Source organism: Mesorhizobium atlanticum, assembly GCF_003289965.1.
GTDB lineage: Bacteria > Pseudomonadota > Alphaproteobacteria > Rhizobiales > Rhizobiaceae > Mesorhizobium > Mesorhizobium atlanticum.
The window spans coordinates 778,839-800,312 of sequence record NZ_QMBQ01000003.1; the positions used below are offsets into that span (position 1 = coordinate 778,839).

Here is a 21,474-nt window from a genome sequence, read left to right on the forward strand (position 1 = left end):
ATCGAAATCTCTTCTGGACCAGTGGTTGTGCTCCGCACTAGCCTTGGTGAGACAAAAATAGAACAAATCCAGATATTGATTGTTTTTCAGATATTTGTTGCCCCTTGCCAAATGAGAACAAAAAAGGTACAAAACAGCAGGGATCACGGATTGTCCGGCCTTCATTGACGACCAAGGGGTGATGTATCATGGCTCAGAATACTTTGCGGCTTGTAGAGGATAAGGCAGTGGACAAATCAAAGGCTCTGGACGCGGCGCTGTCGCAAATCGAGCGCGCTTTCGGCAAGGGCTCGATCATGCGGCTCGGCGCGAACGAGCAGGTGGTCGAGATCGAAACCGTGCCGACGGGATCGCTCGGCCTCGACATCGCGCTCGGCGTCGGCGGCCTGCCGCGTGGCCGCATCATCGAAATCTACGGGCCGGAAAGCTCGGGCAAGACGACGCTGGCGCTGCATACGGTGGCGGAAGCGCAGAAGAAGGGCGGCATCTGCGCCTTCGTCGATGCCGAGCACGCGCTCGATCCGGTCTATGCCCGCAAGCTCGGCGTCGACCTGGAAAACCTTTTGATCTCGCAGCCCGACACCGGCGAGCAGGCGCTGGAAATCTGCGACACGCTGGTGCGTTCGGGCGCCATCGACGTGCTGGTCGTCGATTCGGTCGCGGCGCTGACGCCGCGCGCCGAAATCGAAGGCGAGATGGGCGATGCGCTACCCGGTCTCCAGGCTCGTTTGATGAGCCAGGCGCTGCGCAAGCTGACCGCCTCGATCTCGCGCTCCAACACCATGGTCATCTTCATCAACCAGATCCGCATGAAGATCGGCGTCATGTTCGGCTCGCCCGAGACGACCACGGGCGGCAATGCGCTGAAATTCTACGCCTCGGTGCGCCTCGACATCCGCCGCATCGGCTCGGTCAAGGACCGCGACGAGGTCGTCGGCAACCAGACCCGCGTCAAGGTGGTCAAGAACAAGCTGGCTCCGCCCTTCAAGGTGGTCGAGTTCGACATCATGTATGGCGAGGGCGTGTCCAAGACCGGCGAGCTTGTCGATCTCGGCGTCAAGGCCGGCGTGGTCGAGAAGTCGGGCGCCTGGTTCTCCTATAATTCGCAGCGTCTCGGCCAGGGTCGCGAGAACGCCAAGCTGTTCCTGCGCGACAATCCCGACACGGCGCGCGAGATCGAGCTGGCGCTTCGGCAGAATGCCGGGCTGATCGCCGAGAAATTCCTCGAGAATGGCGGCTCCGAAGGCGGGGACGACGGTTTCGAGGACGAAGCCGGCGCCATGTAGGGCTGGTCCAGGAAGATCGCGCAGCGGCTTCCTGTTCGGGAGTGAGCGCAAGCAATTCGTCGGCTTAGCCGGAGTTCAGCCACAATCCTGGTCTATTTGGTTGTGCTTATGTAATCGAGTTCTTGAGTACTGCGTACCCGAACCGCCGGCCTTCGCGCCGGCGGTTTTGCGTTTCGGGGTAGCGTCGAGTGGCTGGCGGATCGTTTAATTGGCCTAAAGCGCGTCGCGATCCTTCGGATTTCGCTCCATGGTTTTACGCATGTCTTCATCCCGAAACCGGTTCCCACTTTCGGGAGACATGCTTTAACTCCGTGTTTCTGGACAGGCTCAAGAGCTATCGCTAAAAGGCCCATCTATCTTCTGAAACACCAAGCCCATCAGCCGCCGGCAACGCCGGCGGTTCTCGCGAAAAGGTAGTACGCAATGAGTGGCGTGAACGACATCCGGTCGACATTCCTCGACTACTTCCGCAAGGAGGGCCACGAGATCGTCGCCTCCAGCCCGCTGGTGCCGCGCAACGATCCGACGCTGATGTTCACCAACGCCGGTATGGTGCAGTTCAAGAACGTCTTCACCGGCCTGGAGAAGCGCTCTTATTCGCGCGCCGCGACCGCGCAGAAGAGCGTGCGCGCCGGCGGCAAGCACAACGACCTCGACAATGTCGGCTACACGGCGCGTCATCTCACCTTCTTCGAGATGCTCGGCAATTTCTCGTTCGGCGACTATTTCAAGGAGCGCGCGATCGAGCTTGCCTGGAACCTGATCACCAAGGGTTTTGGCCTGAAGAAGGACAAGCTGCTCGTCACCGTCTATCACACTGACGACGAGGCGGCGGGCTATTGGAAGAAGATCGCCGGTTTTTCCGACGACCGCATCATCCGCATCCCGACCTCGGACAATTTCTGGGCCATGGGCGACACCGGCCCCTGCGGTCCGTGCTCGGAAATCTTCATCGACCGCGGCGAGCATATCTGGGGCGGTCCGCCGGGAAGCCCGGAAGAAGACGGCGACAGGTTCCTGGAATTCTGGAACCTGGTGTTCATGCAGTATGAGCAGGTGACGAAGGAAGAGCGCATCGACCTGCCGCGTCCCTCGATCGACACCGGCATGGGTCTGGAGCGCATGGCCTCCATCCTGCAGGGCGTCGAAAGCGTCTTCGAGACCGACCTGTTCAAGCATCTGATCGATGCCGCGTCCTCGGCGCTCGGCCAGGGGCCGAACCAGGAGAATGTGGCGTCGTATCGGGTGATTGCGGATCATCTGCGTTCATCTTCCTTCCTAGTGGCGGACGGCGTGCTGCCCTCCAATGAAGGCCGCGGCTATGTGCTGCGCCGCATCATGCGCCGCGCCATGCGCCACGCGCAGCTGCTCGGCGCCAAGGAACCGCTGATGTGGCAGCTGGTGCCGGCGCTGGTGCGCGAGATGGGCCAGGCCTATCCCGAGCTGGTGCGCGGCGAGGCGCTGATCGCCGAGACGCTGAAGCTCGAGGAAACGCGCTTCCGCAAGACGCTGGTGCGTGGCCTCGGCCTGCTGTCGGACGCCACCGAGACGCTTCATGCCGGCGACATGCTGGACGGCGAGACGGCCTTCAAGCTCTACGACACCTACGGCTTCCCGCTCGACCTGACGCAGGACGCGCTGCGCCAGCGCAGCATCTCGGTCGACATTGCCGGCTTCACCGATGCGATGGAGCGGCAGAAGGCGGAGGCGCGCGCGCATTGGGCGGGCTCGGGCGAAGCCGCGACCGAAACCGTGTGGTTCTCAGTTCGGGAAAAGACCGGCGCGACCGAATTCCTGGGCTACGAGACCGAAGCCGCGGAAGGCATCGTCCAGGCATTGGTCAAGGACGGCAAGACGATCGACAGCGCCTCTCAAGGCGATGCGGTCGCCGTGGTCGTCAACCAGACGCCGTTCTATGGCGAGTCCGGCGGCCAGATGGGCGACACCGGCGTGATCTCCGGCGAGGGCTTCTCGATCGAGGTTTCCGACACGCAGAAGAAGGCCGACGGTCTGTTCGTCCATCTGGGCAAGGTGGCTAAAGGCACGGTGAAGACGGGTGCTGCGGTCGAGCTCAAAGTCGATCATGCCCGCCGTTCGAAGTTGCGCGCCAACCATTCCGCGACGCATCTCATCCACGAGGCGCTGCGCGAGGTGCTGGGCACCCACGTCGCGCAGAAGGGCTCGCTGGTCGCGCCTGATCGCCTGCGCTTCGACATTTCGCATAACAAGCCGATTTCGGCCGATGAGCTCGAAGAGGTCGAGCGCATGGCCAACGAGATCGTCGTGCAGAACAGCCCGGTGACGACGCGGCTGATGTCGGTCGACGACGCAATCGCCGAGGGCGCGATGGCGCTGTTCGGCGAGAAATACGGCGATGAGGTGCGCGTCGTGTCGATGGGCACCGGCCTGCATGGCGCCAAGGCCAATCGTCCTTATTCCGTCGAGCTCTGCGGCGGCACGCATGTCCGGTCGACCGGCGATATCGGCCTGGTGCGCATCCTGTCGGACAGCGCGGTGGCGGCGGGCGTGCGCCGCATCGAGGCGCTGACCGGCGAGGCTGCCCGCAGGCATCTCGACGAACAGGACAAGCGCCTGAAGGCCGCTGCGGCGACCTTGAAGATCTCGCCGGCCGATGTGCCGTCGCGCGTCGAGGCGCTGCTTGAAGAGCGCAAGAAGCTCGAAAAGGAGCTGACCGAGGCGCGCAAGAAACTGGCGCTGGGCGGCGGCTCGGCCGTTGCCGATGCCCCGGCCGCGAACGAGACGGTCGCCGGCGTCGGCTTCCTCGGCAAGGCGGTCAGCGGCGTGGCGCCGAAGGATTTGAAGCCGCTTGCCGATGCCGGCAAGAAGACGCTCGGCTCCGGCGTGGTGGTCTTTGTCGGCGCCGGCGAGGACAACAAGGCAAGCGTGGTCGTCGGTGTCACCGACGACTTGACCGGCCGTTTCAGCGCGGTCGATCTGGTCCGCGTCGCGTCGGCCGCGCTTGGCGGCCAGGGCGGCGGCGGCCGCCCTGACATGGCCCAGGCCGGCGGCCCCGACGCCTCCAAGGCCAACGATGCGATCGCGGCGGTGAAGGCGGCGCTGGAGGCGGCGTAGGTCGGGCCGCCAGGTTATCGAAACGTCGGCGGGACAGTGCCCCTCTGTCCCGTCAGTTTATCTTCTCGGTAAGTGCAAAGCTCGGACGAGCGGCGACACGAGAGTACCACTCTTCGATATCCGCAAAGCGCGCCAACAGGTCGCGCCCTTCCGCTGCCTTGAGGAAATAGGCGATAATCGGCGCCGCGTGCGGGTCGGCCAGCGTCAGCTGGTCGCCAAGCAGCCATGGGCCCTTTGCCTTCAGCGATGCCAAAACCTTCAGCACTGTCTCAGCCTGAGCAAGGCCGCCGGCGATCAGCGTCTCGTCCGGTGCCGCCTTCTCCAGCCGCTCTACCGCCACGTCCCAGACCATGGCGCGATAGCCATAGGCGTCGAGCATGGCGATGATCTGGCTCATTTTGGCGCGGCCGCGGGCGTCGGTCGGCTGCAGGGCCGGACCGTCGAAGGCTTCGTCGACATAGCGCGCGATGGCGCTTGTCTCGAACAGGCGAAAGCCGTCATGCTCGAGGGCCGGGATGCGGGCGAACGGTTGAAGCTCCAGATACCAAGCCGGTATGCCCTCGGCGGCGAAGATATCGAGCGGCACGAGTTCGTAGCCGACGCCCTTCTCCTCCAGCGTCATCCGCGCGATGCGCACATAGACGCTGTAGTCGGCACCGTAGAGAGTCGGCTTGGCCATCGCTTCGCTCTTTTGCTTACCCAGAAAAAACGAAGGCTCCTTTCGGAGCCTTCGACATTACCGGGATTAGATTTTACCCCATGGCCTTCTGCAGATTTTCGTCGATCTTGTCGAGGAAGCCGGTGGTCGAGAGCCAGGGCTGGTCGGGGCCGATCAGCAGCGACAGGTCCTTGGTCATGAAGCCTGACTCGACGGTCTGGATGCAGACCTTCTCCAGCGTCTCGGCGAAGCGCTTCAGCTCGGCATTGTCGTCGAGCTTGGCGCGGTGGGCGAGGCCGCGCGTCCAGGCGAAGATCGAGGCGATCGAATTGGTCGAGGTTTCCTCGCCCTTCTGGTGCTGGCGATAGTGGCGGGTCACGGTGCCGTGCGCGGCTTCCGCTTCCACCGTCTTGCCGTCCGGCGTCATCAGCACCGAGGTCATCAGGCCGAGCGAGCCGAAGCCCTGCGCCACCGTGTCGGACTGCACGTCGCCGTCATAGTTCTTGCAGGCCCAGACGTAACCGCCCGACCATTTCAGGCTGGAGGCGACCATGTCGTCGATCAGGCGGTGCTCGTACCAGAGTTTGCGCGCCTTGAACTCGGCCTCGAACTCCTTCTCGTAGACCTCCTGGAAGATGTCCTTGAAGCGGCCGTCATAGGCCTTGAGGATGGTGTTCTTAGTCGACAGATAGACCGGGAAATTCCGCAGCAGGCCATAGTTCAGCGAGGCGCGGGCGAACTCGCGGATCGACTCGTCGAGATTGTACATGGCCATGGCCACGCCGGCGCCCGGCGCGTCATAGACCTCGTGCTCGATCACCTGGCCGTCCTCGCCGACGAACTTGATCGTCAGCTTGCCCTTGCCGGGGAAGCGGAAGTCGGTGGCGCGATACTGGTCGCCGAAGGCATGGCGGCCGACGACGATCGGCTTGGTCCAGCCCGGCACCAGCCGCGGCACGTTCTTCATGATGATGGGCTCGCGGAAGATTGTGCCCCCGAGGATGTTGCGGATGGTGCCGTTGGGCGACTTCCACATCTTCTTCAGCTTGAACTCCTCGACGCGCGCCTCGTCCGGGGTGATGGTCGCGCATTTCACGCCGACGCCCCATTTCTTGATGGCGTTGGCGGAGTCGATCGTCACCTGGTCGTTGGTGGCGTCGCGGTGCTCGATGCCGAGATCGTAATATTCAAGCTTCAGGTCGAGATAGGGGTGAATCAGCTTGTCCTTGATGAACTGCCAGATGATGCGGGTCATCTCGTCGCCGTCGAGCTCGACGACCGGGTTCGCCACCTTGATCTTCGCCATGGAAAGAGTGCCTCGTTGCTGGGGAACTGAACGGCCTTGCCCGCATGGTTTCGGCCGGGGATGGGGGGAGCGTATACCAAAGGCTTTTTCAGCGCGCAAACCACGATCCGCGCCGGGATGGACGGGTGCCACTGTTGTGAATGCTTCATTTTCCGGTCCGGATGTGGCAGGGGACGCCGAAACGCCGCAAACCCCGGTTACCCGCAGCCATGCCAGCCATCGAAAATACCGCCAAGACCGCTTCCGCCGGACCGGCGATCATCCTGGTCGAACCGCAACTCGGCGAGAATATCGGCATGGTTGCGAGGGCGATGGCGAATTTCGGCCTGTCCGAGCTCAGGCTCGTCAATCCGCGCGACGGCTGGCCGAGCGAGAAGGCGCGCGCGGCAGCCAGCCGCGCTGATCATGTCATTGACGCCACCCGGGTCTTCGACGATCTGGCGTCGGCCGTCGCCGATCTCAACTTCGTCTTTGCCACGACGGCGCGCGAGCGCGACGGCTTCAAGCCGGTGCGCGGGCCGGTGGAAGCGGGCAGGGCGCTCAGGGCGCGCGCCCTGGCGGGCGAGCGCACCGGCATCCTGTTCGGCCGCGAGCGCTTCGGCCTCTATAATGACGAGGTCGGGCTCGCCGACGAGATCGTCACCTTTCCGGTCGATCCCAGTTTCTCCTCGCTCAACATCGCGCAGGCGGTGCTTTTGATGTCCTATGAGTGGATGAAGTCCGGTCTTGCCGACGAAACCCAGACCAACTTCTCCGGACCGGAGCTGGCGCCGGCGACCAAGGAGCAGCTGCACAGCCTGTTCGCCTATCTGGAGAACGCGCTGGAAGCACGAGGCTACTTCCGCCCGGAAGAGAAGAAGCCGAAGATGGTCGACAATCTGCGCGCCGTGCTGACGCGCGCGGGTTTTGCCGAGCCCGAGCTCAAGGTGCTGCGCGGCATCATCTCGTCGCTGGACAGGTTCTCGCCGGCCATGCCACGCGGCGACGGCTCGCCGGGAGACGATCCGAGACGGTTGCCGGCGGGTGCGCGCAGTCGTGCCAAAGACGAAGAAAGTTAAAATCGATAAGCTGTGAGCATTTGAAGTAACCGAATTTTATTCGGTTGTGCCTCATCCTTGCTGCAATAGTGGGGGGTGGCATATGTTTGCGTCCAATATTGGTCGACTGCGCTTTTTCCTTTACTCTCTCGGTCTCGCCGTCGCCGAAACCGTGGTGATCGTTGTCTGCATTGTCAGCACAATCGGTTTCGAAGGACTGATCAATTCGGGACCTGCGCCGGCGCGTCAGGGCATGGCAGGCGCAGTCCTGATCGCCTCGCTTATCTTTGTCGCCTTGCGCGGCAACATCGCCTCGCGCCGCGTCCGCGACGCCAACGGGCGCCGCTGGATCCTGTGGGCCTACATCGCCCTTTCGGCCGTCTACGCCCTTCTCCAGGCAGGCGTGCTGCTGGTCGTCAAATTCGGAGATCCCGATAGCATTCCGGGCGGGCTGAACCTGCTTGGACTTTCGATATTCGGCCTCTGGTGCACGATCCTGTGGGCGAAGCCCGTCGCGGGAAGCAACATCGACGAGTTGACGGATGTTTTCGACTTCGACGGTCCGCTGCCGGCACCAGCTCGCACTGCGCGCACCGCTGCGCCGGCCGCTCCACGCGCCGCGGCTGCCGCTGCAACTCCCCGCGTTCCGCCCGCGCCGCAGCCCTTCGGCAGGCCGCGCCCCGCCGGCTTCGGCAAGCGCGGCATATGAGCGAGCCTACGAGACAGCTGCGCAAAAGCTGCTCGCATTCGCCTCTTCAATACCAAGATCATTCGCGATAGAAGCGCCTGCGGTCCAATCACGGACCTGCCGCCTCTCTTTGTTTGACGCAATTCCGGACGGAAAACCGTTTCACATTTTTCCCTGGAATTGCTCTATGACCGGATGACAATGAGCGATCGATCAAGCCAGCGCCCGATCCTGATGTTCGATTCCGGCGTCGGCGGGCTGACGGTGCTGCGCGAGGCGCGTGTGCTGATGCCCGACCGCCGCTTCGTCTATGTCGCCGACGACGCGGCTTTTCCTTATGGCGCCTGGGAAGAGCCGGCTCTCAAGGAACACATCCTTACGCTGTTCGGCAAATTGCTCGACCGGCTGCAGCCGGCGATTTCGGTCATTGCCTGCAACACAGCCTCGACCCTAGTGATCGATGCGCTGCGCGACAAATTCCCTGGCCACCCATTCGTGGGCACGGTGCCGGCGATCAAGCCCGCAGCCGAACGCACCCGCTCCGGCCTGGTGTCGGTGCTGGCGACGCCCGGTACGGTGAAGCGCCAATACACGCGCGACCTGATCAGCAAATGGGCGCAGAAATGCCATGTGCGCCTGGTCGGCAGCGACCGGCTGGCAGGGCTCGCCGAGATCTATATGCGCCAGGGTTTCGTCGATGAGGAAGCGGTGCGCGCCGAGATCGCGCCCTGTTTCCTCGAACGCGAGGGAAATCGCACCGACATCGTCGTGCTCGCCTGCACGCACTATCCGTTTCTGGTCAACCGCATGCGCAAGACGGCGCCCTGGCCGGTCGACTGGATCGATCCGGCCGAGGCGATCGCGCGGCGCGCGATGTCGCTGCTCGAGCCGGTCGGGGAAACATCCAGCGAGAGCGAGCCCGATCTTGCCGTCTTCACTTCCGGCAAGGTGGATTTCGCAACGAGGCGACTGATCCAGGGGTTTGGATTGTCCGCGCGTTAGACGGCAGTCTCGAAGACGATGCTGCGCTGATCCGGGTCGGCCGTGACCAGCTTGAGCGTGAGACTATCGCCCTGCCTGAGCCCGGAGGCCTTGACGTTGGCAACGACAGGCATGTCGGCAAGCTGCGCGCGCACGCCATGATCAACGAAGTCGGTGACGACGGCCCTGAATGTCTCACCCTCGTGTCCCTGGAGCATGACCGCCTCGGCAAGGTCGATGGCCGCATGGTTGATCTGCGAGGCTCGGGCATCGCCGCGCCCCATCACCTTCGGCAACCGAGCGAATGCTTCGGTGACGGCCTGCGGCACGGGCTGGCCGTTGGCGATTGCCAGCGCGCAGCGCACGACATAGCGGTCTGCCAGCCGCCTGAGTGGCGCGGTGGCATGCGCATAGGTCGCTGCCATCGCCTCATGCCAGGGGACGACGCCCTCCTGATAAGGCTGGTAGGACGCGCCATTGCCCGCGCGGCGGATTTCCAGCATCAGCGCCGCCTGTTTCGGATCGGCCGGATCAAGCGTGCGCTGATAATCGCGCAGGCTGGTGGAGTCCGGCCAGGACAGGCCGAGCGCCTGCGCCGCGTTGCGCAGCCGTTGCACCTTGGCAGCATCCGGCCCCGACATCACGCGGAACAGTCCGGTCTTATGCGCCAGCATGGCATCGGCGATCGCCATATTGGCGGCCAGCGAAAGCGCTGCATTGTCCTGCTCGGATTGCAGCAGCGGTCGGAACGAAAGCCGGAACGTGCCGTCGGCCAGTTCTTCCACCTCCTGTTCCGGCGGATCGACTCGCGAAGCGCCGCGGCGTTCTTCGTTTGCCGCCATGCGCCGGGCCAGTTCGGCGAAGCCGGCCGGAACGTCGGTGGCCTGCACGCTGTCATAGGCGAGCTTGGCGCGGCTTTGGATGATGGCGCGCTCCGCGCCGTCCAGCTTCACCGCACCGTCCCCGGCAACCCGGATCGTGAAGATGACCGCAGGGCGCGGTCCATCGGGCAACAGGCTCGCCGCAGCCTCGGCGAGCACCGGCGGGTAGAGCCCGGCCTTGCCGTCCGGCAAATAAAGCGTCTCCCCCCGGTTCCAGGCTTCGAGATCGATCGCGTCGCCGTCCTCGACGAACCAGGCCACGTCGGCGATGGCATAATGCAAGAGGAGGTCGCTGCCGCTCGCCTCAATGGAGAAGGCTTGGTCGAGATCGGTCGAACTCGCCGGATCGAGCGTGACGAAGGGGATTGCGGTGCGGTCGGCATGCTGACTGGGCACATGCCTGGCCGCCTCCTGCGCTGCCGCCGTTACCTCCGGCGGAAATCCATCCGACACGTGGAATTCGGTGCGGATTTTCACGAGGCCGGCGGAGAGTGCCTGTGACGGATCGGTCAGCGATTTCATGCCGTCGTCCTACACCGGGGTTCCGGACCCGGGAAGCCCGCCAACGAAGATCAGGCTTCCGGGGATTGAGCTGCCGACGCTGGAACTGCCGCCGAAGCGCGGCGTTTCTACTCTATCTGATTGACGCAATTCCTGACGGAAACCGTTTCACACTTTTCCTGGAATTGCTCTCCAGCAAAGGAGAAACGACCATGCCCGCCAAATCGCAAGCCCAGCAAAAGGCCGCCGGCGCGGCGCTTTCGGCTAAGCGCGGCGAGACCAAGAAAAGCGAGCTCAAGGGTGCTTCGCGTGAAATGTATGAATCGATGAGCGAGAAGCAGCTCGAGGAATTCGCGGAGACCAAACGCAAGGGCCTGCCCAGCAAGAAGTCATAGACCGCGAAGCCGAAATGAAAGGCCCGCGGCGTTGGCCGCGGGCCTGCGTCGATCCCCGCTGCGCAATAGGTTAGTAGCGCCACCAGCAGTATTTCGTCTTGTAGCGGATGACATGGCGGTGGCCGTGGCGCCAGACGACTCTCTTCTTCACTACGACGCGGCAGACCTGCTTGTGGCCATGCCAATGCCTGGCCATGGCCGGTTCAGGGGTCATGACCGCCATCGACCCGGCCAAGACGGCGGCTCCGGTCAGGGTTAGGAAGAATTTCTTCATGGGAATTCGCACTCCTCTGCTCCAGTCCCTTCATCATGTGCAGGGCGTTTGCGTCCGCAGACGCAGCATCCGCCCTCCGGGTGCCGCCGGCGGCAACTTTTCCGCCACGTTCAGCGCCGCATGCAACGCAGGAATGGTATAGGCTTGCCCCTGGCGTCGCCAGCCACAAGCTTGACAGCGGTCAAATCTGTGTTTAACAGGCCCACCAACACCGGGTGGCGACGCTCGGTGGTTTCTTTTGACGTGTCCCGTGGGTTTTCCGTCGCTTTGCGTGGGAAACCCTGTCAGGTCTCGAAAACGGAGGCCAGAGGAGGGCGCGTTTCCTTCGCCCGGAGCCATGGGGTTCCGGGTATATTGTTTTGAAAGGGAATGCGATGAGCAAGCGCGAATCCGCGAAATACAAGATCGACCGCCGTCTCGGCGAAAACATCTGGGGCCGCCCGAAGTCCCCGGTCAACAAGCGTGAATACGGCCCCGGCCAGCACGGCCAGCGCCGCAAGGGCAAGCTTTCCGACTTCGGCCTGCAGCTGCGCGCCAAGCAGAAGCTGAAGGGTCACTATGGCGACGTTTCGGAAAAGCAGTTCCGCAAGGTCTACGAAGAGGCCAACCGCCGCAAGGGCGATACCTCCGAAAACCTGATCGGCCTGCTGGAGTCGCGCCTCGACGCGATCGTCTATCGCGCCAAGTTCGTGCCGACCATCTTCGCCGCCCGTCAGTTCGTCAACCACGGCCATGTCAACGTGAACGGCAAGCGCACCAACATCGGCTCGTATCGCTGCAAGCCGGGCGACGTGATCGAGGTGCGCGAGAAGTCGAAGCAGCTCGTGATCGTGCTGGAGTCGGTCGCTCTCGCCGAGCGCGACGTGCCGGACTACATCGAAGCCGACCACAACAAGATGACCGCGACTTTCGCGCGCGTTCCGGGCCTGTCGGACGTTCCGTTCGCCGTGCAGATGGAACCGAACCTGGTCGTCGAATTCTACTCGCGCTGATCGAACTTAATCAGCCGCAACATCCAAGGCCGCCCTCGAGGCGGCCTTTTCTTTGTTCGCTATGTCCGGTAAGCCGTGCGCCAACAGGACCGTGGGCACCAGCGCCATGAACATGCTGCCAGATGTAAAATCCCTAGAGCCGATCGACGATGATGCCGAGGGCGGCTTCCATCCGCTGTTTCGCGAGGTGCCGTCCTCGGTCGAGTTCAACAAGCTGCGCAAGCGGCTGTTGAGGCTGACGCGCCAGGCGATCGAGGATTTCGCCATGGTAAAGCCCGGCGAGCGCTGGCTGGTGGCGCTTTCCGGCGGCAAGGATTCCTACGGCCTGCTGGCGCTGCTGCTCGACCTCAAATGGCGCGGTCTGCTGCCGGTCGAGCTGCTCGCCTGCAATCTCGACCAGGGCCAGCCGAATTTCCCGAAACATATCCTGCCCGACTATCTCAACGCCAACGGCATCGCGCATCGCATCGAATACCAGGACACCTATTCGGTGGTGACCGACAAGCTCCCGGAAGGCAGCACCTATTGCTCGCTCTGCTCGCGGCTGCGGCGCGGCCATCTCTACCGGATCGCGCGGGAAGAGGGGTGCTCGGCGCTTGTGCTCGGTCATCACCGCGAGGACATACTTGAGACCTTCTTCATGAACCTGTTTCATGGCGGTCGCCTTGCCGCCATGCCGCCCAAGCTCCTCAATGACGAGGGCGACGTCATGGTGCTGCGGCCGCTCGCCTACAGCGCCGAGACCGACCTCGAGAAATTCGCCAACGCGATGAAATTCCCGATCATTCCCTGCGACCTCTGCGGCAGCCAGGAAGGGCTGCAGCGCAATGCCATGAAGGCGATGCTCGACGACATCGAGAAGCGCATGCCGGGCCGCAAGGATACGATGATCCGCGCCATGACCAATGTGCGGCCCTCGCACCTGCTCGACCGAAGACTGTTCGATTTCGCTGCGCTCGATGTGCGCCTCACCCCAGGGCAAGACATTTCCGATGACATTTGACGACCGCGCGATCGACTGGCTGGCCGACCTTCTTGCCGATGCAGCCAGGGTGGAAATCATGCCGCGCTTCCGGCGGCTGGGCGAGGGGGACGTTCGTCAGAAGACATCCGCCGCCGACCTCGTCACCGAGGCGGACGTCAATGCCGAAAGGTTGATCACCGCCCGGCTGCGCGAGCGCTATCCCGACGCAATGGTGGTCGGCGAGGAGGCCTGCTCCGACAATCCGGCGCTGCTGTCGGGTCTTGGCGATGCCACGCTAGCCTTCGTCATCGATCCGGTCGACGGCACTTTCAACTTCGCCTCCGGCGTACCGCTGTTCGGCGTCATGGCCGGCGTCGTCGTTAATGGCGAGACGGTCGCGGGCATCATCCACGATCCGGTCGGCAAGGACTGGCTGATCGGCGCCAAGGGCGCCGGCAGCCATATCCGCCACGCGCATGGCGCGCTGGAGAAGGTCCGCGTCGCGGCGCCGGTGCCGATGTCGCAGATGACCGGTGCCGTTTCCTGGCAGTTTCTCGCGGAGCCTGAGCGCTCGCGGCTTGCCCGCAACCAGACCAAGACGCTGTCGCAATTCGCCTATCGCTGCGCGGCGCATGAATACCGGCTGCTTGCGAGCGGACACGCCCATTTCGTGCTCTACAACAAGCTGATGCCCTGGGATCATCTGGCGGGCGCGCTGATCCATCAGGAAGCCGGCGGCCATGTCGCGCGCGTCGACGGCAGCGTCTATCTGCCGTCGCATGTCGACGGCGGCCTGCTGGTCGCGCCCGACAAGCAAAGCTGGGACGAGTTGCGGCGCGAGCTCTGGGCGGAATAGGATCGGTTGCGCCGGCCGCGCTTGGCCGCGCCCTTCTGAAAGATCCTTGAGTCGCCGGAGATGGCAATGAGCTTCAGGTTCGCCGTGGCTGCTCTCGCCTTGGCTGTTGCGGTGAATGCGAGTTGCGCGCAGGAACGCGCCTGCGGCAGTCGCGATCCGGTCAACTCGATAGCCGAAATGTCGGCCGCCATTTATGCCTGCTGGCGGCCGCCGCGCGGTACGGCCGGCATGTCGCTGACGCTAAGGTTCTCGCTTCGCCGGGATGGGACGCTTTTCGGCAAGCCGCACGCCACCTTCTCCAAGTTGGGACCGGACGACAGGCTGAACAGGGCCTTTGTCGCTTCGGTGCTCGAGGCGCTTGCCAAGGCGCTGCCATTGCCATTTACCGAAAGCATGGGCGGCGCGATCGCAGGTCGCATCCTTTCGCCGCGCTTCACGGCGATGCAGGAACGCAGATCCTAACTTCGTTGAAGCGACGATCAATGCAGATCGGTGATGTGCCCCGAAACAGGGGGATTGTGGGGCTGGAACATCCTGCCCCGCTCGGCGATCAGGATCATCAGCAAGGCCGCGACCGAGACGCTGCAGAAGCCGGCCGCCAGAGGCGTGACCGTGCCGTTATAGGCCTGGCCGATCGCCGCGCCGATGAGGGCACCGAGAAAAGTCTGCATGAAGCCGAGGATGGAAGCGGCCGTCCCGGCGAGCTCGCCGAGCGGCTCCATGGCCAGAGCGTTGAAATTCGCGCCCAGTCCGCCGAACGGCAGCATCGCGCCGGCAAAGAAGGTGACGAAGAGCCAGAGCGGCATCTGCATCTCGAGCGAGACCACCAGCCAGGCAAGGCTGATGCACAGGAAGATGAGCAGCGCGCCCTGCGACAGGCGGCGCATGCCAATTTGGCCGACCAGCCGCGAATTGAGATAGTTGGAGAAGGCGAGCACGCCGGCGACGCCGGCGAAGATCAGCGGGAACAATTCGCCGACATGGAAGACGTCGATGTAGATCTGCTGCGCCGAACTGATGAAGCCGAACATGGCGGCGAAGATGAACGTGCTGGCAAAGGCATAGCAAAGCGTGAGCCGGTTGGTGAGCACGATGCGGAAGCCGCCGAGCACGGATCCCACCGTGAGCGAGCGGCGATATTCGGGATGCAGCGTCTCCGGCAGGCGCAGCAGAGCCCAGGTCGAAACGATCAGCGCGCCGATGGCCATGGTGACGAAAATCCAGTGCCAGCTGGCGAAGAGCATGACGAACTGGCCGATGCCGGGCGCGATGACCGGGATGGCCATGAACACCATGAAGATCAGCGACATCACCTCGGCCATACGCCGGCCTTCGAACGTGTCGCGCACGATCGAGACGGCTATGACGCGAGTTGCGGCCGCGCCGATGCCCTGAATGAGACGCCAGGTCAGCAACAGAGCGAAACTGGGAGCTATGGCGGCGGCAGCCGCAGCCACGACATAAACAACCAGGCCAAAGACCAGTGGCGCGCGGCGTCCAAAGCGATCCGAAATGGGCCCGAACAAAAGCTGTCCACCGCCGAAGCCCAGCATATAGGCGGTGATGACATATTGGCGGTGGTTTTCGCTCTCGACGCCAAGCGAGGCGCCGATCTGCTGCAGGGCCGGCAGCATGATGTCGATGGCCAAGGAGTTGAGCGCCATCAGCGCTGCGCAGAGCGCAATGAATTCCCAGCGCGGAATGGGCAAGCTGCTTGCCCGTTGCGACGCTTCTACCTGCTTGTCCACGGCAAAGTCCGATCTTTCAACGAACAAGCGCCGGCTGGCCGGCGCGCTGGTTCGTCTCATCCCCGCGATGCGGGTTCACAATTGCCGAGGTGGGGGCAGCCCCGGGCGATGCCTGCCGGCCGAAGGTTGCCTTCGGGCCGGCGAGCAAGATTGAATCAGGCTGCGCCTTTGACGCTGACGCCCTTTTCGACCAGGAAGTCCTGCAACTCGCCGGCCTGGAACATTTCGCGCACGATGTCGCAACCGCCGACGAATTCGCCCTTCACATAGAGCTGCGGGATGGTCGGCCAGTTGGAATAGTCCTTGATGCCCTGACGCAGTTCAGCCGAGTCGAGCACGTTCACGCCTTTGTAGTCGGCCCCGATGTAATCGAGGATCTGCACCACCTGGCCGGAGAACCCGCATTGCGGGAATCCCGGGGTGCCCTTCATGAAGAGCACGACGTCGTTGCTCTTCACTTCATTGTCGATGTAGTCGCTGATGCCGGTCATGGACAATCCTTTCACGCCTGTGGGAGTCAGGCTCGAAGCATGTCCATCAAATAAACCCATAGGGTGGCTGAAACAAGACGTTAGCCGAGACACTGGCCCAATGGCGCAAGGGATAACGCGATTTTGGGCCAAGTCCCAAGGACTATAGCGCTCAGTCCGGTACGCTGGTCTGCAGCGCCAGCGCATGCAGCACGCCGCCCATATTGCCCTTCAACGCGTCATAGACCATCTGGTGCTGCTGGACACGGCTCTTGCCCCGGAAGCTTTCGGCAACGACCTCAGCCGCGTAGTGGTCGCCGTCGCCGGCCAGATCGCGGATCGTTACCTTGGCGTCCGGAATGCCTTCCTTGATCAGTTTTTCGATGTCGTGGGCATCCATTGCCATGGCAAAATCCTGTTTCAAGCGGGCAGGCTATGTGACTCGTGCTGAGCCTAAAGCCTTTCCGGCCCGGATTGAAGCCGTTCCGTCGGCTATGGGAGCCTAAGGGTTGTCCTGCCTGGAATGAACGACGCCGTCTTCGCTAATGTCATCGCGCGTCGAATAGGCGCGGCCGAGGCTGAAGACCAACACGTAGAGCGGGATGTTGATTAGCAGGCCGACGATCGGAAGATAGCTCGTCATCCGCCAGGCGGAGGAGAAGAAGGGTTGGCCATAGCCGTCGCAGACCAGGGACGAGCCATAGTCCCAAGTCGCTCCGATGATCGCGGCAACGACGAAGAGCTTGACGCAGGTCGCGATTTGCCGTGCCCGCGCCGGCTCCGGAGAAAGCCTGTTCCACAGTACGAGGCAGACGATCGGAACCGCGTAGATCACGTTCTGCACGACGAGCATCGGCAGCGCTCCGTTAGCTGCTGCCAGGAACTCGTCGCGGGTTTCAAGCCGTGGGCACACCTCGCTCGAGGTGGTCGACAGCAACAAGAAAACGAACGGCCCGAGAAACCAGAAGAAGAACAGCGACGGCCAGAAGACGACTGCGACCAGCGCCCTGGCGGTTAAATCATGTCGCATAAGAAGGGATTTATGCGACATGATTTAAGCCTTTTGCCGTAAGCATGTCTTTTACCCGAAACCGCTGCACACTTTCGGGAGACGTGCTTCTGGTCAACTGGCCTGATCCATAAAGCGCGGGAACCAGCCTTCATGGGCGGCCTTCAGCTCGCTCACCGGGATCGCACGGGCATCGCCGAGTTTCAGCGTGCTGCCGCCGGTGGTGCCGATCCAGGGCGCGAAGATGCCGAGCTTGCCCTGCTCCTCGCGGATGCTGTCCCATTCGCCGCTTTGCGGGTCGATCGACAGCGTCAGCAGATAGCGGCCCTGATCCTCGCCGAACCAGACCGGGATCGGATCGGTGCCGGTGAGACCGGGGATGGTGGCGCCGATGCCGGACGCCATCGCCATTTCGGCGAGCGCCACCGCGAGGCCGCCGTCGGAGACGTCGTGGGCGGCGGTCACGATGCCCGAAGCGATCAGCGAGCGCACGTGGTCGCCGACGCGCTTCTCATGGTCGAGATCGACCGGCGGCGGCGGACCGTCGGCGCGGCCGTGGATGTCGCGCATATAGATCGACTGGCCCAGATGGCTGCCCCAGCTCGGCGGCGCGCCGACCAGCACGATCATCTGGCCCTCGGCGGCAAAGCCGATGCGCGCCATCTTCGACCAGTCGGCGATCAGCCCAACGCCGCCGATGGTCGGCGTCGGCAGGATGCCGCGGCCATTGGTTTCGTTGTAGAGCGAGACATTGCCGGAGACGATCGGGAAGCCGAGCGCGCGGCAGGCATCGCCGATGCCCTTAACGGCGCCGACGAACTGGCCCATGATCTCGGGCCGCTCCGGATTGCCGAAATTGAGATTGTCGGTGGCGGCGAGAGGCAGCGCGCCGGTGGCGGTCAGGTTGCGCCAGCATTCGGCAACCGCCTGCTTGCCGCCTTCGTAAGGGTCGGCCTCGCAGTAGCGCGGCGTGACGTCGGAGGAGAAGGCGAGCGCCTTGGTCGGATGGCCCTCGACGCGCACCACGCCGGCATCGCCGCCGGGGAGCTGCAGCGAATTGCCCTGGATCAGCGTGTCGTACTGCTCCCACACCCAGCGGCGCGAGGAGAGGTCCGGCCCACCCAGCATCTTGAGCAGCGCGTCGGCGACATCCGCCTTCGGCGCATCATTCGCGGCCAGCGGCGCCGGCTTCTTCGCCTCGACCCAGGGGCGGTCATATTCCGGCGCCTGGTCGCCCAGTTCCTTGATCGGCAGGTTGGCGACCTCATCACCCTGATGGATGACGCGGAAGCGCAGATCGTCGGTGGTCTTGCCGACGATGGCGAAGTCGAGACCCCATTTGCGGAAAATCGCTTCGGCTTCCTCTTCCTTCTCGGGGCGCAGCACCATCAGCATGCGCTCCTGGCTTTCCGACAACATCATCTCATAGGCGCTCATGCGCTCCTCGCGCACCGGCACCTTGTCGAGGTCGAGCTCGATGCCGAGGTCGCCCTTAGCGCCCATCTCGACGGCCGAGCAGGTGAGGCCGGCCGCACCCATGTCCTGGATGGCGATGACGGCGCCGGAGGCCATGAGCTCGAGGCAGGCTTCCAGCAGGCATTTTTCGGTGAAGGGATCGCCGACCTGCACGGTCGGGCGCTTTTCCTCGATCTTGTCGTCGAACTCGGCCGAGGCCATGGTGGCGCCGCCGACGCCGTCGCGTCCGGTCTTGGCGCCGAGATAGACGACCGGCAGGCCGACGCCCTTGGCCTGCGACAGGAAGATGGCGTTGGTCTTGGCAAGGCCCGCCGCAAAGGCGTTGACCAGGATGTTGCCATTGTAGCGGGCGTCGAAGTTCACCTCGCCGCCGACCGTCGGCACGCCGAAGGAATTGCCATAGCCGCCGACGCCCGAAACCACGCCGGCGACCAGATGCCGGGTCTTGGGATGGTCCGGCGCGCCGAAGCGCAGCGCATTCATCGCCGCGACCGGCCGCGCGCCCATGGTGAAGACGTCGCGCAGGATGCCGCCGACGCCGGTCGCCGCGCCCTGATAGGGTTCGATGTAGGAGGGATGGTTGTGGCTCTCCATCTTGAAGACGACGCAGTCGCCGTCGCCGATATCGACCACGCCGGCATTCTCGCCTGGACCTTGGATGACCTGCGGGCCGGTCGTCGGCAGCGTGCGCAGCCACTTCTTGGAGGACTTGTAGGAGCAGTGCTCGTTCCACATCGCGGAGAAGATGCCGAGCTCCGTGAAGCTTGGCTCACGGCCGACCAGATCGAGGATGCGCTGGTATTCGTCGGGCTTCAGCCCATGCGCGGCGATGAGCTCGGGGGTGATCGGCACGGAATTGGAAATGGTCATGAGCGGCGATTTTTGTCCGTGGGAGAGGGGAGTTTTCGAGTCCTCCTCATATCGCAAGCTTTTCGCGCGATACACCCCATCGGATGACGAAAATGCCGGAAAACTGCCGCTGCCGGTGATGCCCGGGCCTGGGCCAGTGGGCTTGATCAGGAAAAACTGTCGTAGCCGGCGCGGCCTTCGTCGAGCAAGCGGCGGATGACGGCGACGCCGCCGGCGACATCCTTGCTCTGACGCGGCTGCGAGACGCCGAAGCGCACGCCGTGAAAGACCTGCTCGGAGCGGCCGGCCTTGAACTCGTCCTCGTCGTCGATGAGTACGCCTTGCGCCAGACAGGCGTTCTTGAACGTGCCGGACAGCCACGGGTCCGGCAAGGTCAGCCAGAGAAAGGGCACGTTGTCCCGCGCCTTGACGTCGAACCCCGCCAGCACGTCGCGGACGATGGCGAGGCGCGCCTGGATTTCGGCGATGCAGCGCTTGCGGATCTCACCTGCCTGGCCCGACATCACCAGCCGCGTGCCGACCTCGGCCAGCAGGAAGGGCAGGCCGCCGGTCATCATCTTGTGCGCGACACGGATGCGGTGGCGGTAGGCCGGCGGGCAGGAAAGCCAGCCGCCGCGCACGCCGGCGGCGACCGACTTCGACAGGCCGCCGGCCACGATGGTGCGCTCGGGCGCATATTCGGCCAGCAGCGGTGTCGGGTCGTCGGTGAGCTCGCCGTAAAGATCGTCCTCGATCAGCGCGACGTTGTATTCGCGCGCGATCTTCGCGATCGCCTGCCGCCGTTCCGCCGACAATGTCACCAGCGTCGGGTTCTTCGCGGTCGGCATGAGGAACATCAGTTTTGGATGTTTCTGCGCGCAGACGCGCTCGAAATCATCCGGGTCGATGCCGTTGTCATCAGTCGAAACCAGCGCCGTGCGGCGGCCGATCAGCCCGGCGCTGCGCGCGATCTGCGAATAGGTGAGATGCTCGAAGACGACGTAGTCGCCAGGCATGGTCAGCGCCGCGATCGCCGCCATGACCGCGGCATGGGTGCCTAGCGTCGGCACGATCGAATCGGGCGAGGGGTGGAAAGCGTTGCGCGCCAGCCAGCGGCTGCCCGCCTCGTACCAGCGTTCGGGAAAATCACGTATGTAGCTCGAGATTTCGTGCGGGTGCTCCTGGGCGGTGCGCGCCAGGATATCGGCGATTACGGCGCCCTGGCCGACATCGGGTGCGGCGGTGCTGTCGAAACGCAGCTTGCCGCTCGGCGCGTCGATGGGGCGCGTGCCTTGCAAGCCGGGTTCGACGTCGGGTCTCGGGGCTTCGGCGCGCTGGCCGAGCACATAGGTGCCGCGGCCGACCTCGCCGCTCACCAGACCGCGTTCGCGCAGCAGCTGATAGGCCCTGCCGATGGTGCCGACGGTCGTGCCGATGTCATAGGCGAGGTCGCGCTGTGGCGGCAGTTTTGCACCGGCATCGATGACGCCCTTGTCGATATCTGACTCAATGCTGTCAGCAAGACGCTGATAGAGCGGACCGGAACCAGTGGAGAGGTCAGGGAGCCAATTTGTCATGGTGACAATTTTCTATATTGCACCGCGCGATGAGTCAATCCATATCGAACCGGCGATTGGAAAGGTACAATCGAGACAAGGCAGAACGGCAATGGATACAATTGAGACAATTCGCTACGCTCGCCCGGCTTTTGGCGCACAGGCCAAGCCGTTGGCCCATCGCGGCTTTCTCGGCCGGATGGTGGTTGTGCTCCGTTCCATCGCCAGGCAGATCGATCGCATGCTCGAGCGCCGGCGCGGTCGCCTCGCGCTGCTGGAGATGACGGACGAGCAGCTCAAAGATATAGGCATCTCGCGCTGCGACGCTTATCGCGAAGGCATCAGGTCGTTCTGGGAGTGATGATCCAGTACGTTTCACCGTTCAAGGAAACGGCGAAACGCACTATCTTTGCGCAATTCCGGACGGAAAACCGCTCACACTTTTCCTGGAATT

At 63.5% G+C, this 21,474-nt stretch carries 21 protein-coding genes; 11 read left to right on the forward strand and 10 right to left on the reverse strand.

Annotation, left to right across the window (positions count from 1 at the left end; all coding sequences use genetic code 11):
• The first annotated feature begins 188 nt into the window (after nt 1-188).
• Together recA and alaS are read left to right on the forward strand one after the other, a co-directional pair.
• Nucleotides 189-1,286, forward strand: a complete 1,098-nt coding sequence (gene recA / locus DPM35_RS13460) for a recombinase RecA (RefSeq protein WP_112127716.1) — start codon at nt 189-191, stop codon at nt 1,284-1,286.
• A gap of 423 nt (nt 1,287-1,709) precedes the next feature.
• Complete coding sequence (gene alaS / locus DPM35_RS13465) at nt 1,710-4,379, forward strand: alanine--tRNA ligase (RefSeq protein WP_112127717.1); 2,670 nt, start codon at nt 1,710-1,712, stop codon at nt 4,377-4,379.
• Nucleotides 4,380-4,431: 52 nt separating this feature from the next.
• Here alaS and DPM35_RS13470 read toward each other — a convergent pair whose 3' ends face one another.
• Together DPM35_RS13470 and DPM35_RS13475 are read right to left on the reverse strand one after the other, a co-directional pair.
• Entirely contained in the window at nt 4,432-5,058 is a 627-nt protein-coding gene (locus tag DPM35_RS13470) for a glutathione S-transferase family protein (protein WP_112127718.1), read from the reverse strand.
• Nucleotides 5,059-5,131: 73 nt separating this feature from the next.
• Nucleotides 5,132-6,343 carry an NADP-dependent isocitrate dehydrogenase gene (locus tag DPM35_RS13475; protein WP_112127719.1) on the reverse strand — a complete coding sequence of 404 codons (1,212 nt, stop codon included), beginning with the start codon at nt 6,341-6,343 and terminating at the stop codon, nt 5,132-5,134.
• Nucleotides 6,344-6,552: 209 nt separating this feature from the next.
• On the opposite strand from DPM35_RS13475, the gene DPM35_RS13480 reads away from it, so the two are divergent.
• The 3 genes from DPM35_RS13480 to murI all read left to right on the forward strand — a co-directional run bounded on the left by DPM35_RS13480 (nt 6,553) and on the right by murI (nt 9,070).
• On the forward strand, nt 6,553-7,401 hold the full coding sequence (locus DPM35_RS13480) for an RNA methyltransferase (protein WP_112127720.1): 849 nt from the start codon (nt 6,553-6,555) through the stop codon (nt 7,399-7,401).
• Between the two features lie 232 nt (nt 7,402-7,633).
• On the forward strand, nt 7,634-8,089 hold the full coding sequence (locus tag DPM35_RS13485) for a hypothetical protein (RefSeq protein ID WP_146767944.1): 456 nt from the start codon (nt 7,634-7,636) through the stop codon (nt 8,087-8,089).
• 180 nt (nt 8,090-8,269) lie between these two features.
• Nucleotides 8,270-9,070 (forward strand): glutamate racemase, encoded by an 801-nt coding sequence (gene murI, locus DPM35_RS13490; RefSeq protein ID WP_112127722.1) that lies wholly within the window; start codon nt 8,270-8,272, stop codon nt 9,068-9,070.
• Here murI and DPM35_RS13495 read toward each other — a convergent pair.
• On the reverse strand, nt 9,067-10,452 hold the full coding sequence (locus tag DPM35_RS13495; RefSeq protein ID WP_112127723.1) for an RNB domain-containing ribonuclease: 1,386 nt from the start codon (nt 10,450-10,452) through the stop codon (nt 9,067-9,069). The two genes, murI and DPM35_RS13495, sit on opposite strands and share 4 nt — an antisense overlap.
• A gap of 191 nt (nt 10,453-10,643) precedes the next feature.
• Between DPM35_RS13495 and DPM35_RS13500 the strand changes: the two genes are divergently transcribed.
• Complete coding sequence (locus DPM35_RS13500) at nt 10,644-10,826, forward strand: DUF3008 family protein (RefSeq protein WP_112127724.1); 183 nt, start codon at nt 10,644-10,646, stop codon at nt 10,824-10,826.
• Between the two features lie 70 nt (nt 10,827-10,896).
• On the opposite strand, the gene DPM35_RS13505 is transcribed toward DPM35_RS13500, so the two are convergent.
• Entirely contained in the window at nt 10,897-11,100 is a 204-nt protein-coding gene (locus DPM35_RS13505; RefSeq protein ID WP_112127725.1) for a hypothetical protein, read from the reverse strand.
• Nucleotides 11,101-11,474: 374 nt separating this feature from the next.
• On the opposite strand from DPM35_RS13505, the gene rpsD reads away from it, so the two are divergent.
• The 4 genes from rpsD (at nt 11,475) to DPM35_RS13525 (ending at nt 14,374) form a co-directional block, all read left to right on the forward strand.
• A complete protein-coding gene (gene rpsD, locus DPM35_RS13510) occupies nt 11,475-12,092 on the forward strand; it encodes a 30S ribosomal protein S4 (protein WP_040981269.1) in 618 nt (205 codons plus the stop codon).
• 106 nt (nt 12,093-12,198) lie between these two features.
• Nucleotides 12,199-13,095 (forward strand): tRNA 2-thiocytidine(32) synthetase TtcA, encoded by an 897-nt coding sequence (ttcA, locus tag DPM35_RS13515; protein WP_112127726.1) that lies wholly within the window; start codon nt 12,199-12,201, stop codon nt 13,093-13,095.
• Nucleotides 13,085-13,912 (forward strand): inositol monophosphatase family protein, encoded by an 828-nt coding sequence (locus tag DPM35_RS13520; protein WP_112127727.1) that lies wholly within the window; start codon nt 13,085-13,087, stop codon nt 13,910-13,912. The genes ttcA and DPM35_RS13520 overlap by 11 nt, the downstream gene beginning before the upstream one ends.
• A 66-nt stretch (nt 13,913-13,978) precedes the next feature.
• Nucleotides 13,979-14,374, forward strand: a complete 396-nt coding sequence (locus tag DPM35_RS13525) for an energy transducer TonB (RefSeq protein WP_112127728.1) — start codon at nt 13,979-13,981, stop codon at nt 14,372-14,374.
• A 17-nt stretch (nt 14,375-14,391) separates the two neighbouring features.
• Here the strand turns inward: DPM35_RS13525 and DPM35_RS13530 are convergent, their stop codons facing one another.
• From DPM35_RS13530 to DPM35_RS13555, 6 genes are all read right to left on the reverse strand, one after another.
• On the reverse strand, nt 14,392-15,615 hold the full coding sequence (locus tag DPM35_RS13530; protein ID WP_245431532.1) for a multidrug effflux MFS transporter: 1,224 nt from the start codon (nt 15,613-15,615) through the stop codon (nt 14,392-14,394).
• Between the two features lie 200 nt (nt 15,616-15,815).
• Nucleotides 15,816-16,151 (reverse strand): Grx4 family monothiol glutaredoxin, encoded by a 336-nt coding sequence (grxD, locus tag DPM35_RS13535; protein WP_040981263.1) that lies wholly within the window; start codon nt 16,149-16,151, stop codon nt 15,816-15,818.
• Between the two features lie 151 nt (nt 16,152-16,302).
• Nucleotides 16,303-16,536 (reverse strand): BolA/IbaG family iron-sulfur metabolism protein, encoded by a 234-nt coding sequence (locus DPM35_RS13540; protein WP_006206026.1) that lies wholly within the window; start codon nt 16,534-16,536, stop codon nt 16,303-16,305.
• A gap of 96 nt (nt 16,537-16,632) precedes the next feature.
• The gene (locus DPM35_RS13545) at nt 16,633-17,181 is read right to left on the reverse strand and encodes a hypothetical protein (RefSeq protein ID WP_245431522.1); all 549 of its coding nucleotides are present in this window, start codon (nt 17,179-17,181) and stop codon (nt 16,633-16,635) included.
• Nucleotides 17,182-17,253: 72 nt separating this feature from the next.
• Nucleotides 17,254-19,485, reverse strand: a complete 2,232-nt coding sequence (gene purL / locus DPM35_RS13550) for a phosphoribosylformylglycinamidine synthase subunit PurL (RefSeq protein WP_112127730.1) — start codon at nt 19,483-19,485, stop codon at nt 17,254-17,256.
• 146 nt (nt 19,486-19,631) lie between these two features.
• The gene (locus DPM35_RS13555; protein ID WP_112127731.1) at nt 19,632-21,041 is read right to left on the reverse strand and encodes an aminotransferase-like domain-containing protein; all 1,410 of its coding nucleotides are present in this window, start codon (nt 21,039-21,041) and stop codon (nt 19,632-19,634) included.
• Nucleotides 21,042-21,132: 91 nt separating this feature from the next.
• On the opposite strand from DPM35_RS13555, the gene DPM35_RS13560 reads away from it, so the two are divergent.
• Nucleotides 21,133-21,381 (forward strand): DUF1127 domain-containing protein, encoded by a 249-nt coding sequence (locus DPM35_RS13560; protein WP_112127732.1) that lies wholly within the window; start codon nt 21,133-21,135, stop codon nt 21,379-21,381.
• The last annotated feature ends 93 nt before the right edge of the window (nt 21,382-21,474 follow it).

What these genes read in the sequence shown, in the direction of transcription:
- DPM35_RS13525 (WP_112127728.1), top strand. Translation starts at nt 13,979, where the DNA reads ATGAGCTTCAGGTTCGCCGTGGCTGCTCTCGCCTTGGCTGTTGCGGTG.
- DPM35_RS13555 (WP_112127731.1), bottom strand. Translation starts at nt 21,041, where the DNA reads ATGACAAATTGGCTCCCTGACCTCTCCACTGGTTCCGGTCCGCTCTAT.
- DPM35_RS13560 (WP_112127732.1), top strand. Translation starts at nt 21,133, where the DNA reads ATGGATACAATTGAGACAATTCGCTACGCTCGCCCGGCTTTTGGCGCA.
- DPM35_RS13500 (WP_112127724.1), top strand. Translation starts at nt 10,644, where the DNA reads ATGCCCGCCAAATCGCAAGCCCAGCAAAAGGCCGCCGGCGCGGCGCTT.
- DPM35_RS13520 (WP_112127727.1), top strand. Translation starts at nt 13,085, where the DNA reads ATGACATTTGACGACCGCGCGATCGACTGGCTGGCCGACCTTCTTGCC.
- ttcA (WP_112127726.1), top strand. Translation starts at nt 12,199, where the DNA reads ATGAACATGCTGCCAGATGTAAAATCCCTAGAGCCGATCGACGATGAT.
- DPM35_RS13545 (WP_245431522.1), bottom strand. Translation starts at nt 17,181, where the DNA reads ATGTCGCATAAATCCCTTCTTATGCGACATGATTTAACCGCCAGGGCG.
- DPM35_RS13485 (WP_146767944.1), top strand. Translation starts at nt 7,634, where the DNA reads ATGGCAGGCGCAGTCCTGATCGCCTCGCTTATCTTTGTCGCCTTGCGC.
- rpsD (WP_040981269.1), top strand. Translation starts at nt 11,475, where the DNA reads ATGAGCAAGCGCGAATCCGCGAAATACAAGATCGACCGCCGTCTCGGC.
- grxD (WP_040981263.1), bottom strand. Translation starts at nt 16,151, where the DNA reads ATGACCGGCATCAGCGACTACATCGACAATGAAGTGAAGAGCAACGAC.
- DPM35_RS13480 (WP_112127720.1), top strand. Translation starts at nt 6,553, where the DNA reads ATGCCAGCCATCGAAAATACCGCCAAGACCGCTTCCGCCGGACCGGCG.
- recA (WP_112127716.1), top strand. Translation starts at nt 189, where the DNA reads ATGGCTCAGAATACTTTGCGGCTTGTAGAGGATAAGGCAGTGGACAAA.
- alaS (WP_112127717.1), top strand. Translation starts at nt 1,710, where the DNA reads ATGAGTGGCGTGAACGACATCCGGTCGACATTCCTCGACTACTTCCGC.
- DPM35_RS13505 (WP_112127725.1), bottom strand. Translation starts at nt 11,100, where the DNA reads ATGAAGAAATTCTTCCTAACCCTGACCGGAGCCGCCGTCTTGGCCGGG.
- purL (WP_112127730.1), bottom strand. Translation starts at nt 19,485, where the DNA reads ATGACCATTTCCAATTCCGTGCCGATCACCCCCGAGCTCATCGCCGCG.
- murI (WP_112127722.1), top strand. Translation starts at nt 8,270, where the DNA reads ATGAGCGATCGATCAAGCCAGCGCCCGATCCTGATGTTCGATTCCGGC.
- DPM35_RS13495 (WP_112127723.1), bottom strand. Translation starts at nt 10,452, where the DNA reads ATGAAATCGCTGACCGATCCGTCACAGGCACTCTCCGCCGGCCTCGTG.
- DPM35_RS13475 (WP_112127719.1), bottom strand. Translation starts at nt 6,343, where the DNA reads ATGGCGAAGATCAAGGTGGCGAACCCGGTCGTCGAGCTCGACGGCGAC.
- DPM35_RS13540 (WP_006206026.1), bottom strand. Translation starts at nt 16,536, where the DNA reads ATGGCAATGGATGCCCACGACATCGAAAAACTGATCAAGGAAGGCATT.
- DPM35_RS13470 (WP_112127718.1), bottom strand. Translation starts at nt 5,058, where the DNA reads ATGGCCAAGCCGACTCTCTACGGTGCCGACTACAGCGTCTATGTGCGC.